The 16049-nt window shown below is 72.4% G+C and carries 10 protein-coding genes; 8 read left to right on the top strand and 2 right to left on the bottom strand.

The features are described 5' to 3' along the window. Positions 1-18: 18 nt before the first annotated feature. Together ACFVVU_RS19200 and ACFVVU_RS19205 are read right to left on the bottom strand one after the other, a co-directional pair. Complete coding sequence (locus tag ACFVVU_RS19200; RefSeq protein WP_380684750.1) at positions 19-1071, bottom strand: polysaccharide pyruvyl transferase family protein; 1053 nt, start codon at positions 1069-1071, stop codon at positions 19-21. Continuing rightward, positions 1068-2195: a hypothetical protein gene (locus ACFVVU_RS19205; RefSeq protein WP_387791095.1), complete on the bottom strand. Its 1128-nt coding sequence runs from the start codon at positions 2193-2195 to the stop codon at positions 1068-1070. Before ACFVVU_RS19205 ends, ACFVVU_RS19200 begins: the two co-directional genes overlap by 4 nt. A 361-nt stretch (positions 2196-2556) precedes the next feature. Between ACFVVU_RS19205 and ACFVVU_RS19210 the strand changes: the two genes are divergently transcribed. The 8 genes from ACFVVU_RS19210 to ACFVVU_RS19245 form a co-directional block, all read left to right on the top strand. Then, positions 2557-4194 carry a carbohydrate binding domain-containing protein gene (locus ACFVVU_RS19210; protein ID WP_387791097.1) on the top strand — a complete coding sequence of 546 codons (1638 nt, stop codon included), beginning with the start codon at positions 2557-2559 and terminating at the stop codon, positions 4192-4194. A gap of 114 nt (positions 4195-4308) precedes the next feature. Continuing rightward, positions 4309-4650, top strand: a complete 342-nt coding sequence (locus tag ACFVVU_RS19215) for a PadR family transcriptional regulator (RefSeq protein WP_387791099.1) — start codon at positions 4309-4311, stop codon at positions 4648-4650. Then, positions 4647-5549 (top strand): hypothetical protein, encoded by a 903-nt coding sequence (locus ACFVVU_RS19220; protein WP_387791101.1) that lies wholly within the window; start codon positions 4647-4649, stop codon positions 5547-5549. The genes ACFVVU_RS19215 and ACFVVU_RS19220 overlap by 4 nt, the downstream gene beginning before the upstream one ends. A gap of 145 nt (positions 5550-5694) precedes the next feature. Continuing rightward, entirely contained in the window at positions 5695-11910 is a 6216-nt protein-coding gene (locus tag ACFVVU_RS19225; protein ID WP_387791103.1) for a glycosyl hydrolase family 18 protein, read from the top strand. 154 nt (positions 11911-12064) lie between these two features. Beyond that, on the top strand, positions 12065-12892 hold the full coding sequence (locus ACFVVU_RS19230; protein WP_387791105.1) for a poly-gamma-glutamate hydrolase family protein: 828 nt from the start codon (positions 12065-12067) through the stop codon (positions 12890-12892). A 190-nt stretch (positions 12893-13082) separates the two neighbouring features. Further along, a complete protein-coding gene (locus ACFVVU_RS19235) occupies positions 13083-14624 on the top strand; it encodes an alkaline phosphatase (RefSeq protein WP_380688733.1) in 1542 nt (513 codons plus the stop codon). Between the two features lie 71 nt (positions 14625-14695). Beyond that, complete coding sequence (locus ACFVVU_RS19240; RefSeq protein ID WP_387791107.1) at positions 14696-15208, top strand: hypothetical protein; 513 nt, start codon at positions 14696-14698, stop codon at positions 15206-15208. Positions 15209-15304: 96 nt separating this feature from the next. Further along, on the top strand, positions 15305-16049 hold a 745-nt coding region (locus ACFVVU_RS19245; protein WP_387791108.1), incomplete at its 3' end, for a DUF981 family protein.

Raw genomic sequence — 16049 nt, forward strand, 5'->3', positions numbered from 1 at the left:
GGACCCCCTTGGCGGTGCTCAGCCGTCCCGGGCCGGCCGGGGCGTGGCCGGGTCGGCGAGCAGCGCGGCGGCCGCCCGCAGGGCCCGGTCGGCGTCCGGCGCCCGCCGGGTGACGGACCGGTGCCGGTCGTGCCCCCAGGTCCGCCAGTAGCCGCCGACCTTGCCGTTCCGGTCGTCGAGCACCACGTGCGGCAGACCGAGCAGCAGACTCAGCAGATGGCCGTGCAACCGGTCGGTGACCACCGCCTCGGCGCTGCCGAGCAGCCGGCAGCCGCGCCGGAGCTGGAGTTCGGCATGGCGGTCCTGGGCCTCGGCGAGGTCGGCGACCGCGCCGCCGGCCGCCGTGCGGCGGACCTCGGCCGAGGCCGCCGCGATCCGCTGCCGGACGGCCAGGGCCTCGGCCGCCCAGCCCGGGTCGGCGCCCTCCTGCCCGGTCCAGTCGGTCCGGTGCACCTCGGCGTGCGGGTCCGGCCCCGGGTGTCCGGCCGACTCGTGGTCCTCGCGCCGCAGCCACAGGATCCGCCGTTCGGGCCGGGCGAGGCGGGGCACGCCGTTCATCGCGAAGGCGCAGTCCGGGGCGAGCAGGGCGGGGGCTCGGAAGGCCCGGCGGGCCGCGCGCAGGCTCGGCCGGTCGCGCAGCAGCAGGACGAGGTCGGGGTGCGCGTCGAAGACCGCCCGGGCCCGGGCGAGCGCGGCCGGGTCGCCGAAGTGCACGGATTGCGGCAACTGGACGATCCGGTGCCCGGGGAAGGCGCTGATCACCTGCTCGCGCAGGCGCTGGTGGCTCGGCCACAGGTCGCCCAGGTTGCCGCCGCCGGTGAGCAGGACGGTGCCGCTCGGCAGCCGTTCGGCCAGGACCGCCGGGTCGAAGTCGTGGTGATCGGCGGTGTAGACGACCTCGGCGCCCAGCTCGGCCAGCAGCGTGCGCGCACCCAGCCAGATGGCGCTGTCGCCGACGTTGCCGTAGCCGGGGAAGCCCAGCAGCGCGCAGCGGCCCGCCGGCGCGACCAGGGTGCCGAGCACCTCGCCGAGCCGGTGTCCCAGGCCGGCCCACCGGCCGAACCCGGTCACCGCGTCACCGCCGCGCGGGGGAGGGGCCCGTGACGGTCCGCCGCCAGCTCGGCCGCCTCGGCGAGGTCCGGGCGCCCGCCGGCCCGGGCGTCGAGGGCGACCTCGCGCATCGCCTCCCGGGCGTCCGCCGAGTGCATCGGGACGGTGCTCAGCCGTTCGAGGTCGAGCACGCCGGGCAGCGTCGCGCAGCGCCCGAGCACCCCGGCCAGCTCAAGCGTGAGCATGGTCCGCAGGCACTTCTCGCACGCCCCGCAGTTCTGCCCGGGGCGGCCGCGCCAGCACACCGTCAGGTGCCGCAGTGCGAGCTCGGAACGGGCCAGTCGGCGTGCCACCTTCTGCGTCCTGGTGGCATCGGCGCCGTCGTGCACGACGTCCAGCGCCTCGGTGGACCACAGGTGGTCCAGCACCGGATGCGAACCGTACGGGGGCAGGTGGCGGTACTCGAAGCCGGCCGCGATCAGGCAGCGGCCGAGCAGGCCCTGCAGGGCCAGCGCGGTGGCGGCGAGCGCCGCCCCGTGGAACTCCTCCCAGCGGACCAGCGGGGCCGTGAGGGCGCGCAGGTTGGTCTCCACCGGGACGGCCCGGCAGCCGCTGTGCCCGGCCACCAGCCGGACCCGGTCGAGCAGGTGCTCGTACTCCGGCCCGGCGTGCTGCTCGAAGTTCACGAACAGCAGCTCGGAGACCGGCCGGTGGGCGGGCTCCGTACGGCGCTCGCGGTCCCTGAGCAGGCTGTAGAAGGAGTCCACGCCCAGGGTGAAGAACAGCCCCGTGCCGTCCTGCCCGCGGCCGTCCTCCCCGCGCTTCGCCTCGACGGGTTCGCCCACCGTCAGCCGGACCTCCCGCAACCGGGCCCACCAGGCCGCGTAGATCTCCATCACGGTCCGCGCCGAGCGCAGCAGCCGGGCGGAGACCGGGGCGTCGACCACCAGCTCCTCGCCGAGGCTCATGGCCGGCATCAGCAGCGCGGCGAGGAAGGCGTCACCGCGTTCCGGCAGCCAGTCGCCCGCGCCGCCGGGCACGGTGAAGTGGAGCCGCACCGGGGGCAGTTCGGCCGTGGAGCGGACCGCCGCCGACAGGCGCCGGCCGACGGCGACAGGCTCGTTCCGGACATCCTCGACGATCATTTCCGCCGTCCTTCCCGCTGTCGGAAGTTCACGCTCCGCTTGTAGCAGGACGGCAGCGGTCCGCCCGGTCACCACCGCACCGCGGGCCCGGTGTTCACCCGTGCGGACCCGCCCGCGTGGCGACCGCCGGGGGGTGCCGATCCGGCTCGGGAGTACCGCAGTTCGATCCGGCATTGGTCCAGACCTATTGACTGGCCTTGCCGTCGCTCCTACGATCCGGACCGGCACATCCCCACATGTCCCCACCCATGAGCCGGGCGCCGCGCCCCCACAGCGACGGTCATGTCCATGACGCCCGGCGGGAAGCGAGCACAGCATGTTCCGTCGGAGGTCGCGTACCCCACAGCCGCCGCGGGCGGTCGTGGAGCGCGCAACGCAGCTGCCCAGGACCAGCGGCGCCCAGCCCGGATCGACCGTCCTGATGCGCTCCCTCGCCGTGGTGAGCGCCGCCGCCGTGATCGGCGCGGGCCTCGCCGTGGCCGGCACGGTCAACGCCGGCGCCGCCACCCCCAACCTGGTGGCCAACCCCGGTTTCGAGAACGGACTCTCCGACTGGAACTGTTCCGGCGGCTCCGGCGCGACCGTCGGCAGCCCGGTGCACAGCGGCACCTCGGCGCTCCAGGCGACGCCGAGCGGCCAGGACACCGCCCAGTGCACCCAGACCATCAGCGTGCAGCCCAACTCGCAGTACACGCTGAGCGCGTTCGTCCAGGGCAGCTACGTCTACCTGGGCGCCACCGGCACCGGCCTCGGCGGCACGACGTCCACCTGGACGGGCAACAGCGCGTCGTACAGCCAGCTCAGCGTCAACTTCTCCACCGGGGCGAACACCACCTCGGTGACCGTCTTCCTGCACGGCTGGTACGGCCAGCCCGCGTTCTACGCGGACGACGTGGTGCTCTCCGGCCCCGGCGGCACCACCACGCCGCCCACCACTCCGCCCACCACGCCTCCCACCACTCCGCCGACGACGCCTCCCACGACGCCGCCGACCACCCCTCCGACGACGCCGCCCACCACCCCGCCGACCACCCCGCCGGGCTCCACCTGCCCGACCAAGCCCAAGCCCTCGGGCAAGGTGCTGCAGGGCTACTGGGAGAACTGGGACGGCGCTTCCAACGGCGTCCACCCGGGCATGGGCTGGACCCCCATCACCGACAGCCGGATGGCCGCGCACGGCTACAACGTCATCAACGCCGCCTTCCCGGTGATCCGCTCCGACGGCACCGTCCTCTGGGAGGACGGCATGGACGCCAACGTCAAGGTCTCCACCCCCGCCGAGATGTGCCAGGCCAAGGCCGCCGGCGCGACGATCCTGATGTCGATCGGCGGCGCCGCCGCCGGCATCGACCTGAGCTCCAGCTCCGTCGCCGACAAGTTCGTGGCGACCATCGTCCCGATCCTGAAGAAGTACAACTTCGACGGCATCGACATCGACATCGAGACCGGCCTCTCCAGCAGCGGCAGCATCAACACGCTGTCCGCCTCGCAGTCCAACCTGATCCGCATCATCGACGGCGTGCTCGCCCAGATGCCGGCCGGCTTCGGTCTGACCATGGCGCCCGAGACCGCGTACGTCACCGGCGGCAGCGTCACCTACGGCTCGATCTGGGGCTCCTACCTGCCGATCATCAAGAAGTACGTCGACAACGGCCAGCTGTGGTGGCTGAACATGCAGTACTACAACGGCAGCATGTACGGCTGCTCGGGTGACTCCTACCAGGCCGGCACCGTGCAGGGCTTCACCGCGCAGACCACCTGCCTGAACAACGGCCTGACCATCCAGGGCACCACCATCAAGGTGCCCTACGACAAGCAGGTGCCCGGCCTGCCGGCCCAGCCCGGCGCGGGCGGCGGCTACATGGCGCCGAGCCTGGTCAGCCAGTCGTGGAGCTCCTTCAGCGGCCAGCTGAAGGGCCTGATGACCTGGTCGATCAACTGGGACGGCTCGAAGGGCTGGTCCTTCGGCGACAACGTCAAGTCCCTCCAGGGCCGTTGATGACCCGCTGAGCCGATGTCGCGGGGCCCCGGGAGCGTTCACCGCCCCCGGGGCCCCGCCGTTCGCCCGGCCGGCCGCGTTGAGACGCTCCGGCCGAGTGACTATCTTCGTCGGGTGAGCGAGCGCGCGATGCAAGAACCGACCGTGATGGTGATGACGGCCCTCGCGGACGAACCCCGGCACGGGTACGCCGTTGCCCAGGAGATCAAGGCGATGACCGGAGGCCGGGTCGCGCTGCGCACCGGCGCCCTGTACGGGGCGCTGGACCGCCTGCTGGCCGACGGCCTGATCGAGATCCACCGCGAGGAGATCGTCGACGGCCGCGCCCGGCGGATCTTCGCCCTGGCCCCGGCGGGCCGGGAGCGGCTGGCGGCGGAGGCCGAGCGGCTGGCCGGGACGGCGCGGGAGGCCCGTCGGCGGCTGTCCGCCGCGCGGCCGTCCACGTCCGCCACGTGATCGAGTACGTGCTGCGGCTGTACCCGGCCGCCTACCGGGACGCCCACGGCGGGGAGATCGCCGCGACCTTCCGCGAGATGACCGCGGGCGAACCGCTGGGCTCGCGGATCCGGGAGGGCGCCGGGCTGGCGGCGCACGCGCTGCGGACGCGGCTGGGCCCGGGGCCGGCCACGCCCGCCGCCAGGGTGCTCGGACTGGCGTACCCCTCCGCGCTGGCCGCCTCGGCGGCGGCCTGCGGCCTGCACCTGCTGGGCTGGTACGTGAGCATCGCGGTCTCGCCCGGCCCGTTCGGGGCGCGGCTGCGCGCCGACCTCTCGGGGATGTGGGGTGTGCTGCTCGTCGCCTCGCTCGCGGTGTTCGCGGGAGCGGCGGCGGCGCTGGCCGGCTGGTGGCGGGTCGGGCTGCCGTGCGCGGTGGCCGGGCTGCTCGCGTTCGCGGCGGGCGCGGTGGTCAGCGGCCCGGCGTTCGGCGACCCCGTCTTCACCCCGGCGGCCCTGGTGCTGGCGGCGGTCGTGCTGCTCGCCTGCCCGCCGGACCGCCGCCCGGAACGCGGTGCGACGGGACCGGCGGGCGCGGCCGGCGCCGTGATCGCGCTGGTGATCGCGCCGCGGGCGGTGCTCGACACGCACCTGGTGCCCTGGGTCAGCACCGACTACGGGTGCTGGCCGCTGCTCGTCCTCGCCACCGCCGGCGTCGTGCTGACCTGGAGCCACGGCTCGGGCGGCGGGCGCGAGTCGGCGGCCATGGCGCTGGCCTGCCCGCCGCTGCTGGCCGACGCCTGCCGCACGGCGCGGGGCGATACGTCCGCCGTCGCCTGCCTGGCGGCCGTCCTGCTGGCCACCGCGGTGATCACCCCGCTGGCCGGGCGCCTGGGCCGGGCCCGGCACACCTCCCGCTGAACGGCCCGCCGGGCGCGTCGGCGTGCCCCTCACCCTCCATGGTCCGTTTGCCGTCGCGTTCTGCCGATTGACGCCGTGTCGACCGGCTGTGTACCGGCCTCGTCCACGATCCGCTCCTGAGCGGTCCCATCGAGGAATGGAGTACATGACCATGCAAGGGCTGAGCGGGCGGACACACCGCCCGGGCCGACGCCGGATCTGGGGGCAGTTGCTGGGACTGGCCCTGATCGCCGGTCTGTTGCAGGCGCTACTGCTGCCGCCGGAACCGGCCTCGGCGGTCGTCGACGGACGGGCGATGGAGCGGCGGGCGGTGACCTTCAACGCCCAGGGCGGTAACAAGTGGGACTTCGTCCGGACCGCGCTGCTGAAGGACGCCGACGTGGTGGCACTCCAAGAGGTCACCACGCCGCCGTTCGAGCTGAAACCGGAGGCGGACGAGTCCATCAAGGACAACGTGGACGACCCGGCGCAGCACCTGTGGAACGGGCGGGGGGATCCGAACCTGAAGTACCGCCTCTACACCACCGAGTGGGGCAAGAGCGGGTCGCGGCAGCTGAACGGACGGCTCTACTACCTGAAGATCCTCTCCAAGAACCTGTGGGGCCCCAATATCGCCCCTCCCGTGGGCGGCGACCCCGAGGACGAGGAGGACCCCGACAACCAGGTTCCCGTCCAGGACAACAACACCACGAAGTCGATGGCGATCTGGTTGCGGGACTCGGCCCCCGTTCCGATCCAGGACATTAAGATCATCACTCCGCCGTCTCCGCGACGGCCCCTGAGGTGGATCAGATCGCGTCCGGCCCTCGGCATCAAGGTGGGTGGCGTCTGGTACTTCGACCTCCACGCCGCGTCGATCCGGACCAACACCACCCCCAACCCGCACTCGGTCGATCTGATGAACGCCATCGAGGCCGAGGTCGGCAACGAGCCGTGGCGCGCGCTCGGCGACTTCAACAGCACCGCGGACAGCTTCAGGACCAGGTTCCCGAACACCTACTACGCGACCGACAACGGGCGGTGGAACGGCGGGTCGGTCCCCACCCAGAACTCGGCCGGTGTGGCGCTGGACTACATGGTGGCCAACCACCCGATCACCGGCCTCTACGTCGCCAAGAGCCCGCAGAGCTACAGTTCCGACCACTACCCGGTGCGCTTCTCCGAGGGCAGACCTCCCGGAGGCTGCACACCGCCGTGGGACGATGTGACCGCGTACGGCGCCGCCGGCCCGGTGGGGCGCGCCGCCACGACCGCCGGCGGCGCCGCCTGCGAGTTCAGACCCCCGGCCATCGTCTCCATGGGCGACAGCTACATCTCCGGCGAAGGCGGTCGCTGGGCGGGCAACGCCCTCACGAAACAAGAGGGGGACGTCTGGGGGACCGACCGGCGGTCGCGCTGCGAGCCGGAGCAGGACTGCGTGTACGACGCGACGTCCTACGACTTCAAGGGCAACAGGTGCGACCGCTCCGACGTGGCCCCGATCAAGGGAACGGAGTACGAGGACGTCCCGTCCGAGCGGCGGTTCAACATCGCCTGCTCGGGGGCGACGACCAAGAACATCCTCTCGGACGGGTTCAAGAACGAGAAGCCGCAGATCCAGCAACTGGCCGACCTCGCCGCCGGCCACGACATCCGGATGGTCGTCGTCTCCATCGGCGGCAACGACCTGAGGTTCTCCGACATCATGTCGACGTGCGCCCGCGCCTTCTTCATGCTGGACGCATCCTGCAAGCACCTGGAGGAGGAGCGGTTCGCCGGCGAGTTGAACGGCGTGCGGGCCGAGGTCGTCAAGACGCTGAACGCGATCCGCGCCACCATGTCGGCCGCCGGTCAGTCGGACTACAGGCTCGTGCTCCAGTCGTACCCCAGCCCCCTCCCAGCCAAGGACGACTTCCGCTACCCGCAGGGCGTGCTCTTCAGCGACCGGTACAAGAAGGGCGGTTGCCCCTTCCTGGACGTGGACGCGGAGTGGGCCCGGACCTCGGTGGTGCCCCGCATCACCGACATGCTGCGGCAGGCCGCGGGGTCGGTCGGGGCGAAGTTCCTGAACGTGCAGGACGCCTTCGCCGGGCACGAGTTGTGCGCGAAGGCCGCGGAGCAGGCGACGGACGCGAACAGCAACGGCTCGCCGCTGCCGATGGCGAAGGCCGAGTGGGTCCGGTGGGTGCCGTACGTTCCCAACCTCGGGTGGCTCAGCGGCACCGCCCAGGGCGACGTCCAGGAGGCCGTCCACCCGAACGCGTTCGGTCAGCAGGCGTTGTCGCGCTGCCTGACGGAGTTCGGGAGCGTGGCGTCCGACCCCAAGCAGTACATCTTCAACTGCGTCGGTTCGGGCGACGGCATGAGCGTCACCCCCGACACGTCCGCACGGCGCGAGGGGATCGTCCGACTGGTCAACACCCGGACGGGCGAGGTGCTGGACGACGAAGGGACCAAGCCCGACAGCTACCTCCTGACCCGCCGCGACGAAGCCAAGCCGGGCCAGCGGTGGCTGCTCCACAACGTGGGTTCGAAGATCTCCCTGCAGTCCCAGCGCAACGGCGGCTTCCTGGAACGGAGCTACGTCACCAGGTGGACGTACCTGGCGGGCGCCGAAGCGGCCTGGACCGTCGTTCCGACCGAGGGGGACGACACGAAGGTCCGGCTGACCAGGGGCGACTCGCCCAAGTGCCTCACCCAGGACCCGGGCACGGACACCGCGACCGGGAAGTGGGTCAGCGTCTTCGGCTGCTCCGAGGACCGCATGAAGGACATGCAGACCTGGTCCATCGAGTACCCCGACGGGAACGTCGTCCCCCCGCGCGACACCGACGGCGGCACCAGCCCGCGCGAGGGCCAGCAGATGGAGCTGCGCTCGGCCGCCGGCACGGCCGTGGACCTCAGCGGCGGCAGCACCGCCGCGGGAACCGGCATCCAGGCGCAGGAGCCCGACGGGTCGCCCGCTCAGCGCTGGGTGACGCGTTCGCTGGGCGGCGGCGCCTGGCGGCTGGCGGCCGCGGCGGCGCCGGAGATGGTCGTCGACCACAACCCGGGCCCGCACACCACCCACCTGGTCCGGGCGCAGGAGGGCAATACCAACCAGGTGTGGCAGATCAAGGGCGCCGGCACCGGCTGGTACACGCTGGTCAGCGGTACCGACGGCGGCTGTCTGACCGCCCGCGGCAAGGGCGAGGCACTCGCGGTGACGGCCTGCGGCGTCGACGACCCGGCCCAGCGCTGGAAGTTCCGGGAGAACGGGACCGGCACCGAGACCGGCACCATCCGCGGCCTGGGCGATAAGTGCGTCGAGCCGCGCGGCGGCAGCCGCGACGACCGGACCCCGGTCCGGCTGGCGGACTGCGCCGGCTCCGACGGCCAGGCCTGGACGGTGGGGACCGACGGCACGCTGCAGTCGCTCGCCAAGTGCCTGGACGTCGACGGCGGGAGGAGTACCAACGGAACGCCCGTCCAGCTGTACACGTGCAACGCCGGCACCGCCCAGCAGTGGATCCACACGGCGCGCCAGGAGCTGAAGAACCCGGCCACGGGCAAGTGCCTGGACGTCCCGGGCGCCGACACCACCCGGCCCCTGCAGATCTCGGAGTGCACCGGGAGCCCCGCCCAGAAGTGGCGGCTGTCCGCCCGCCCGGTGGGCCAGCCCGAGGGCGGCGACGCGGGTGACCCGTTCGACGCCTCCCCGGACGACCGCGGCACCAAGCCGGCCTCGGCGGGGGACTGCCGCCCCGAGGGCATGACCCCGACCCCGGGCGTGTCGGCGCGGTACTGCGACGTGTACGACGGTGCCGGCCGCGAGTGGGTCGGCAACAACCGCACCCGGCGCGTGGTGGGCTACTTCAACGGCGGGCGCACCGGCGCGGGCGGTGCCCCCAAGTACGTGGCGTCGAACATCCCCTGGTCGAAGGTCACGCACATCAACTACGCCTTCGCCGGCGTGCAGGACAACCGGATCAGCATCGGCGACCCGAACGACCCGGCCAACCCGGCGACCGGCCTGACCTGGCCCGGGGCGAAGAACGCCATGGACGGCGCGCTGCCGTACAAGGGGAACTTCAACCTGCTGAACACCTACAAGAAGCAGCACCCGGCGGTGAAGACGCTGATCTCGGTCGGCGGCTGGGAGGGCACCCGGAACTTCTACGCGATGGCCACCAACGCCGACGGCTCGGTCAACCAGGCGGGCATCGACACCTTCGCGGACTCCGTCACCGCGTTCCTGGACCGGTACGGGTTCAACGGCGTCGACATCGACTACGAGTACCCGACCGCGCTGCCCAACACCGGCAGCCCGCTGGACTGGGACGTCTCCAACCCGCGCCGCAAGGGCCTCCAGCAGGGCTACAACGCGCTGATGAGGACGCTGCGCGAGCGGCTGGACCGGGCCGGCGCCGCGTCGGGCCGCTACTACCTGCTGACCTCGGCGGGCTCCTCCTCCGGCTACCTGGTGCGCGGGCTGGACGCCGGGCAGGCGCTGCAGTACCAGGACTACGTCAACGTCATGACCTACGACCTGCACGGCTCCTGGAACAAGTTCGTCGGCCCGCAGGCCCCGCTGTACGACGACGGGCGGGACAACGAGCTGGCGGCCGCCGGGATCTACAACGACACGGCGCCCGACACCAAGGACTACCAGAAGGAGGGCTACTTCAACGTCGACTGGGCCTACCACTACTACCGCGGCGCCCTGCCGGCCGGCCGGATCAACCTCGGCATCCCGTACTACTCCCGCGGCTGGCGCGGCGTCCAGGGCGGCACGGACGGACTGTGGGGCACGGCCGCGATGCCGGACCAGGCGCAGTGCCCGCTGGGCACCGGCGGCCGCGGTCCCGCCAACGCGCAGTCCTGCGGGCTGGGCGCGGTCGGGATCGACAACATCTGGCACGACCTGGAGAACGAGCGCGAGGTCGGCGCGGGCTCCAACCCGCTGTGGCACACCAAGAACCTCCAGGACGGACGCACGCCCGGCTACCTGCGCTCGTACGGGGTGGACACCAACCTGCCGAGCGGGGTGCTGACGGGGACGTACACGCCGAAGTACTCGGACGCGCTGCGGGCGTCCTGGCTGTGGAACGACACCAAGAAGGTGTTCCTGTCCACCGAGAACGAGCAGTCGCTGGACGCCAAGGCCCGGTACATCGTCGACAAGGGCATCGGCGGCGCGATGATCTGGGAGCTGTCCGGCGACTACGCCCAACGCCCGGACGGGGAGTGGGGGATGGGCTACGACCTGACCACCCGGCTGGACAACGCCTTCCGGGGCGCCGGCGCCACCGGCAACACCAAGGCGGGCGGGCGGCCGCAGCCGGCCGAGGTGATCGACGTCAAGGCCGAACTGGTGGAGTTCCCCACCGGGGAGAACGACTTCTACCCCGTCCAGCCCAAGCTGCGCATCACCAACAACACCGGGGTCACCCTCGCCCAGGGCACCGAGATCTCCCTCGACCTGCCCACCTCGACGCCGCCCGTCGTCAAGGACAACGACTACAAGCCGATGAAGGGACTCGTCCCCGGCCACACCGGCCCCAACACGGGCGGACTCCAGGGGGACTTCCACCGGCTGACCGTCACCCTCGGCTACTGCGAGGACCTGGCGCCGGGCAAGTCCCGGGACGTCGACCTGAAGTACTACCTGCCGGTCACCGGACCCGCCAACGTCACCTTCCGGATCGCCGGACGCGAGTTCGGCTCGACCGGGGACCAGCGCCGCGGGGTCGGGACCGTCACCCCGCCCGCCCCCGCGGCCGGCAGCTCCTGCCAGGCGCCGGACTGGCAACCGGGCCAGGTCTACCGGCCCGACGGCGGACGGCTGTGGCGGCTGTACGACAAGGGCGCCCAGGGCTGGATGGCCGAGTACGGCGACAGCCCGGCCGGAAAGCCGATGATGATCGACAACTACCCCGACCAGTCCCGGGCCCACCTCGTGGAGCTGATGGACCAGAACCCCAACCAGTACTGGAGGTTCCAGGACGCGGGCGGCGGCCTCTACACCGTCGGCAGCGGCGGCAGGTGCCTGACCGCCACCGCCGTCCGGCAGGACGTCGCCTCCCTCCCGTGCGACGGGCGCGGTGAGCAGAAGTGGCGGCTCGTGCCGATCGCCGACAACGGCAGCGAGGGCGCCCCCGGCGCACCGAGGCACAACGGCCTGTTCAAGCTCCGGTCCGCCGGCGGCAACGACATCGAGGCCTCCGGCGGAGCCACCGCCCGGGGAACCCACCTGCTCAGCGGGGATCCGGCCGCCTCGACGGCCGCGTTCGTGAAGTACCAGGGCTCCTACTGGTACGCCCAGTGGTACACCACCGCCACCCCCGGCACCGCCGAAGCCAACGGCGGCCGACCCTGGAAGCGGCTCAGCCCGGTCCCGTGATCCGGGGAACGGGAGAACGGGGAAACCGGCCGGCCGGGCACCGCACGCCCTGTGCGGTGCCTGGCCGGCCGACGCCCACAGGAGGCTCTGCGGCGGGTGGCGCGCCCGTTGCTCTTGTGAGGTCCCGGGCCCTCTGTCATGATCATTTCTCGTGATGAACCGTCGCTCGCTGATCGCCGCGCTCGCCACCGCTCCGGCCCTCGTGGCCCTGGACGCCGCCCTGCGCGGCTCCCCGGCCCAGGCCGCCGACCTCTACGCGTCCAACACGGCGCTCTACTCCGACCCGTCCCTGGTCGAGGGTGTGGACTACGGGCGCCGCTCCCGTCGGCACCTGGTCGACGACCAGGACCCGGTCGCCCGCGCCGGGCTGGTCCGCACCACCGTCATCGCGCCGCACGGCGGCGGGATCGAGGGCGGCACCTCCGAGCTGTGCCTGGCCATCGCCGGCTACCACCCGGCCGACCTCAGCCGCGTCCCGGCCGCCGGGCCGGTGAACGACTTCTGGATGTTCGAGGGCCTGCGCTCCTCCAACAACAGCGCCCTGCATGTCACTTCGACGCACAACGACGACACCGTCGCCCGCGCGATGTGCGCCGGAAGCCTCAACGTGCTGTCGCTGCACGGCTGCACCGCCGCCCAGGCCGGCCTGGAGGCCGGTGCCCGCGCGGTGCTGGTCGGCGGGCTCAACGCCACCTTCCGCCAGTACCTGACGGAGGAGCTCACGACGGCCGGCATCCGCGCCGTGACGGCCTCCGGCGAGGAGGAGATCGCCGGGATCTCGCCGGACAACATCTGCAACCGCAGCCTGCTCGGCAAGGGCGCCCAGCTGGAGATGACCACCGAGCTGCGCGCCGCGATGTTCGCCGACGGCAAGAACACCCGCGCCGAGCGGGCCGCCAACACCCTGCCGCTCTTCTGGACCTTCGTGACGGCCGCCCGCACCGCGATCCAGCGGCTGGAGGCGACGCAGCCGGTGCTCTGACGCCCGGGCCCTCTCCGTCCCCCGCAGCGCCCACGACGGGGCGCGGCGGGGGACAGGTGTTTGACGGGGCGACACGCTCAGGCCGACGTGTGTTTACGCACCCTCCGTACCGTCACAGCCGCCCGGCTACTCCCCGGGCGCGTGCGCGGCTCGATCGCCGGGCGCGCTGAGGCATCGAGGAGACATCCCTATGCAGCGCAAGGCCTTCAAGGCCGCGGTGGTGGTCGCCATGGCGTCCACCCTGGTGGGCGGCTCGTCCGTCGCGGCCTGGTCCGAGCCCTCGCACCAGAACCAGAACGAGCAGGACGAGCGCGGCGGCGAGATCCGCAACGTCATCTACCTGCTCGGCGACGGCATGGGCCGCACCCACGTCACGGCCGGCCGCGAGCGCTTCTACGGAGCCGCCGGCCGTCTGAACATGGAGCGCATGCCGTTCGTCGGCCAGGTCGCCACCTACGCGGTGGAGAAGGGCAGCAACAAGCCCGCCCTGGTCACCGACTCGGCCAGCGCCGCGACCGCCTGGTCCTCGGGCGTGAAGACGTACAACGCGGCGCTCGGCGTCGACGCGTACGAGAAGAAGGTCGCGACCCTGATGGAGCAGGCCAAGGCGGCCGGCTTCGCCACGGGCAACGTCTCCACCGCCGAGATCACCGACGCCACCCCGGCCGGTCAGTTCAGCCACGTGCTGCTGCGCGGCTGCCAGGGCCCGACCTACTCGGACGCGGCCTGCCTGCCGAAGAACGCCGACGGCACCTACGAGGCGAAGCCGGCCGACACCACCCTGATCACCCCGGTGGCCGAGCAGATCGCCCGCAACGGTACGGCCGACGTCGTGCTCGGCGGCGGCCTGGCCCGCTTCGAGCCGGACGACCAGAAGGCGCTGGAGGCCCAGGGCTACCAGGTGCTCGGCAGCTTCGGCGACCCGGCGCTGCCGGCCCAGACCGCCGCCAGCCAGAAGGTCGCCACCAAGGCCGACCTGGACGCGGCCAAGGGCAAGAAGGTCGTCGGCCTGTTCAACCGCGGCAACCTGACGGTGGAGGCGGCCAAGGCCGCGCTGCCGGCCGGTGCCGCCGAGAAGGCCGAGCCGACCCTGTCGGACATGACCACCAAGGCGCTCGACCTGCTGTCGGCGAAGAAGGGCAAGAACAAGGGCTTCTTCCTCCAGATCGAGGGCGCCCAGATCGACAAGCGCTCGCACGCCAACGACGCCAACCAGACCCTGGGCGAGATCAAGGCCTTCGACGACGCGGTCGCCAAGGCGGTCGACTTCGCCAAGAAGGACGGCCACACCCTGGTGATCGTCACGGCCGACCACGAGTGCGCCGGCTTCAACATCATCGAGAAGGGCACCTTCACCAACGCCGAGGCGGCCGCCCCGCCGGCCAACAACGACGCGGGCAACCCGGCGAACAACAGCTCGCCGGCCCGCACGTCCGGCGGCAACACCAAGGACGCCGGCCGCTCCAGCGGCATCGTCAACGGCGCCGGCTCCAAGGACCCGAAGAACTTCGCCCCGGCGACCTTCCGCACCCCCGACGACGCTCCCGGCGTCGCCGACGGCACCCCCGAGGCCAGCCTCTGGCTGACCTACCTGTCCGGCAACCACACCGGCGCCGACGTGCCGATCTTCGCCTACGGCCCGGGCGGCCAGCGCTTCGCCGCCAGCCAGGACAACACCGACCTGTACGGCAAGATGTACCGCGCGCTCTTCAACCGGTCGCCGCAGCGCTGACGTCCGGATCCCACCCCGGGGCCGGGAGCACTCCTCCCGGCCCCGGCCCGCACCCCCCAGGAAGAGTCCGCATGAAGCACCGCGCCCGCACCGCCGCCGTCCTGGCCGCCCTCGCCCTCGGCCTGCTCACCGGCTGCTCCGACGGCGGCGGGGGAGCCGACGCCGCCCCGGCCGCACCGAGCACCCTGGCGCTGCCCGCGCCCAAGCAGGCCGCGGCGCCGGCCGCCGTGCTGGCCACCCCGGCCGCGTCGGGCGAAGTCCGGGTCCAGGACGGTCCGTTCACCGACCGGGTGAAGCTCACCGGGCTGGCCCTCTCCAAGGGCTCCACCGTCGGCGGCCACCTGACCGTCACCTCCGACATCAGCGACGTGCTGGCGCTGGAGATCGGCGCCGCGTTCTACGACGACGGTGGCCGGCTGGTCGGCACCGGGGCCTTCCACTACCAGGAGGAGGAGCCCGCCACCGGCGAGCACGACGGCCCGCGCGCGGCCGGCGAGGGCATCGACTTCACCGCGGTGGCCGAGAAGCTCACCGGCACCCCCGTGAGCGCCGTGCTGTCCATCCCGGTGCTGGTCAACGAGTAGCCACCGGGCCGTCGTTCCTCGCCCGACCGGGTGGCGGATCCGCCCGAACGGCGGCGCCGCAGTGGCCGGGCGGCCCGCGCTCCCTACGATCCGCCCATGACGCAGCACGCACTGTCACTGCTGGCCTCGGGTCTGAAGATCGACTGGGCCAGGATGCCGACGTACAACACGATCATGTCGGTGGCCGCCGGCGCCGGACTGCTCCTGGTGGTCGCGCTCGGCCGCAGGTTCCTCGCCCCCGGAGCGATCGTCACCCTGGACGGCTGGGCGCTGGCGTTCAGCGCCCTCGGCTTCACCCTCCTCGTCACCGGTCTGCACATGACCCTGACGTGGCCGCTCGCGGGGCAGGGCTTCCCCTTCGACAACATCATCTTCGGTGAACCCGCCCTCGCCTTCGGCGTTTTCCTGCTCTCCGCCGCCTTCTACCTCTGGAAGCGCGGCGCCGAGCTGCTCGGTGAGGACCGGGTGGCCCGCACCGCCCGGATCGCCGGACCCATCTCGCTGTTCGTCTTCGGCATGGGCCTCGCCTGCTTCGGCATCGCCGCCGCGGGCTGGAAGTACACGCTCTTCGCGGCTCCGCCGGAGGAGCCCATCTCCGGCGAGTTCTCGGACTGGCCGTGGCTGGAGGCGAGCTTCATGTCGGGGCTGTACGTGCTGGTCGGCATCGGCGCGCTGCTGTTCCCGCTCGCGCTGCGCCGTCCCGCCGCCTGGCCCGTCCCGGTGGTCGGCGTCGCCTGGGGGCTGTCAGAGGGTGTTCGATACCGTTTTAGGCTGCCGCGAGTGGTTTCGGGCGGAGGTATTGCCCGGTTCTGTCCGGGTTGGCGGTCAGGCGGCTGGTCAT

The sequence above is a fragment of the Kitasatospora sp. NPDC057965 genome (assembly GCF_042887135.1).
In the GTDB taxonomy this organism is placed as follows: Bacteria; Actinomycetota; Actinomycetes; order Streptomycetales; family Streptomycetaceae; genus Kitasatospora.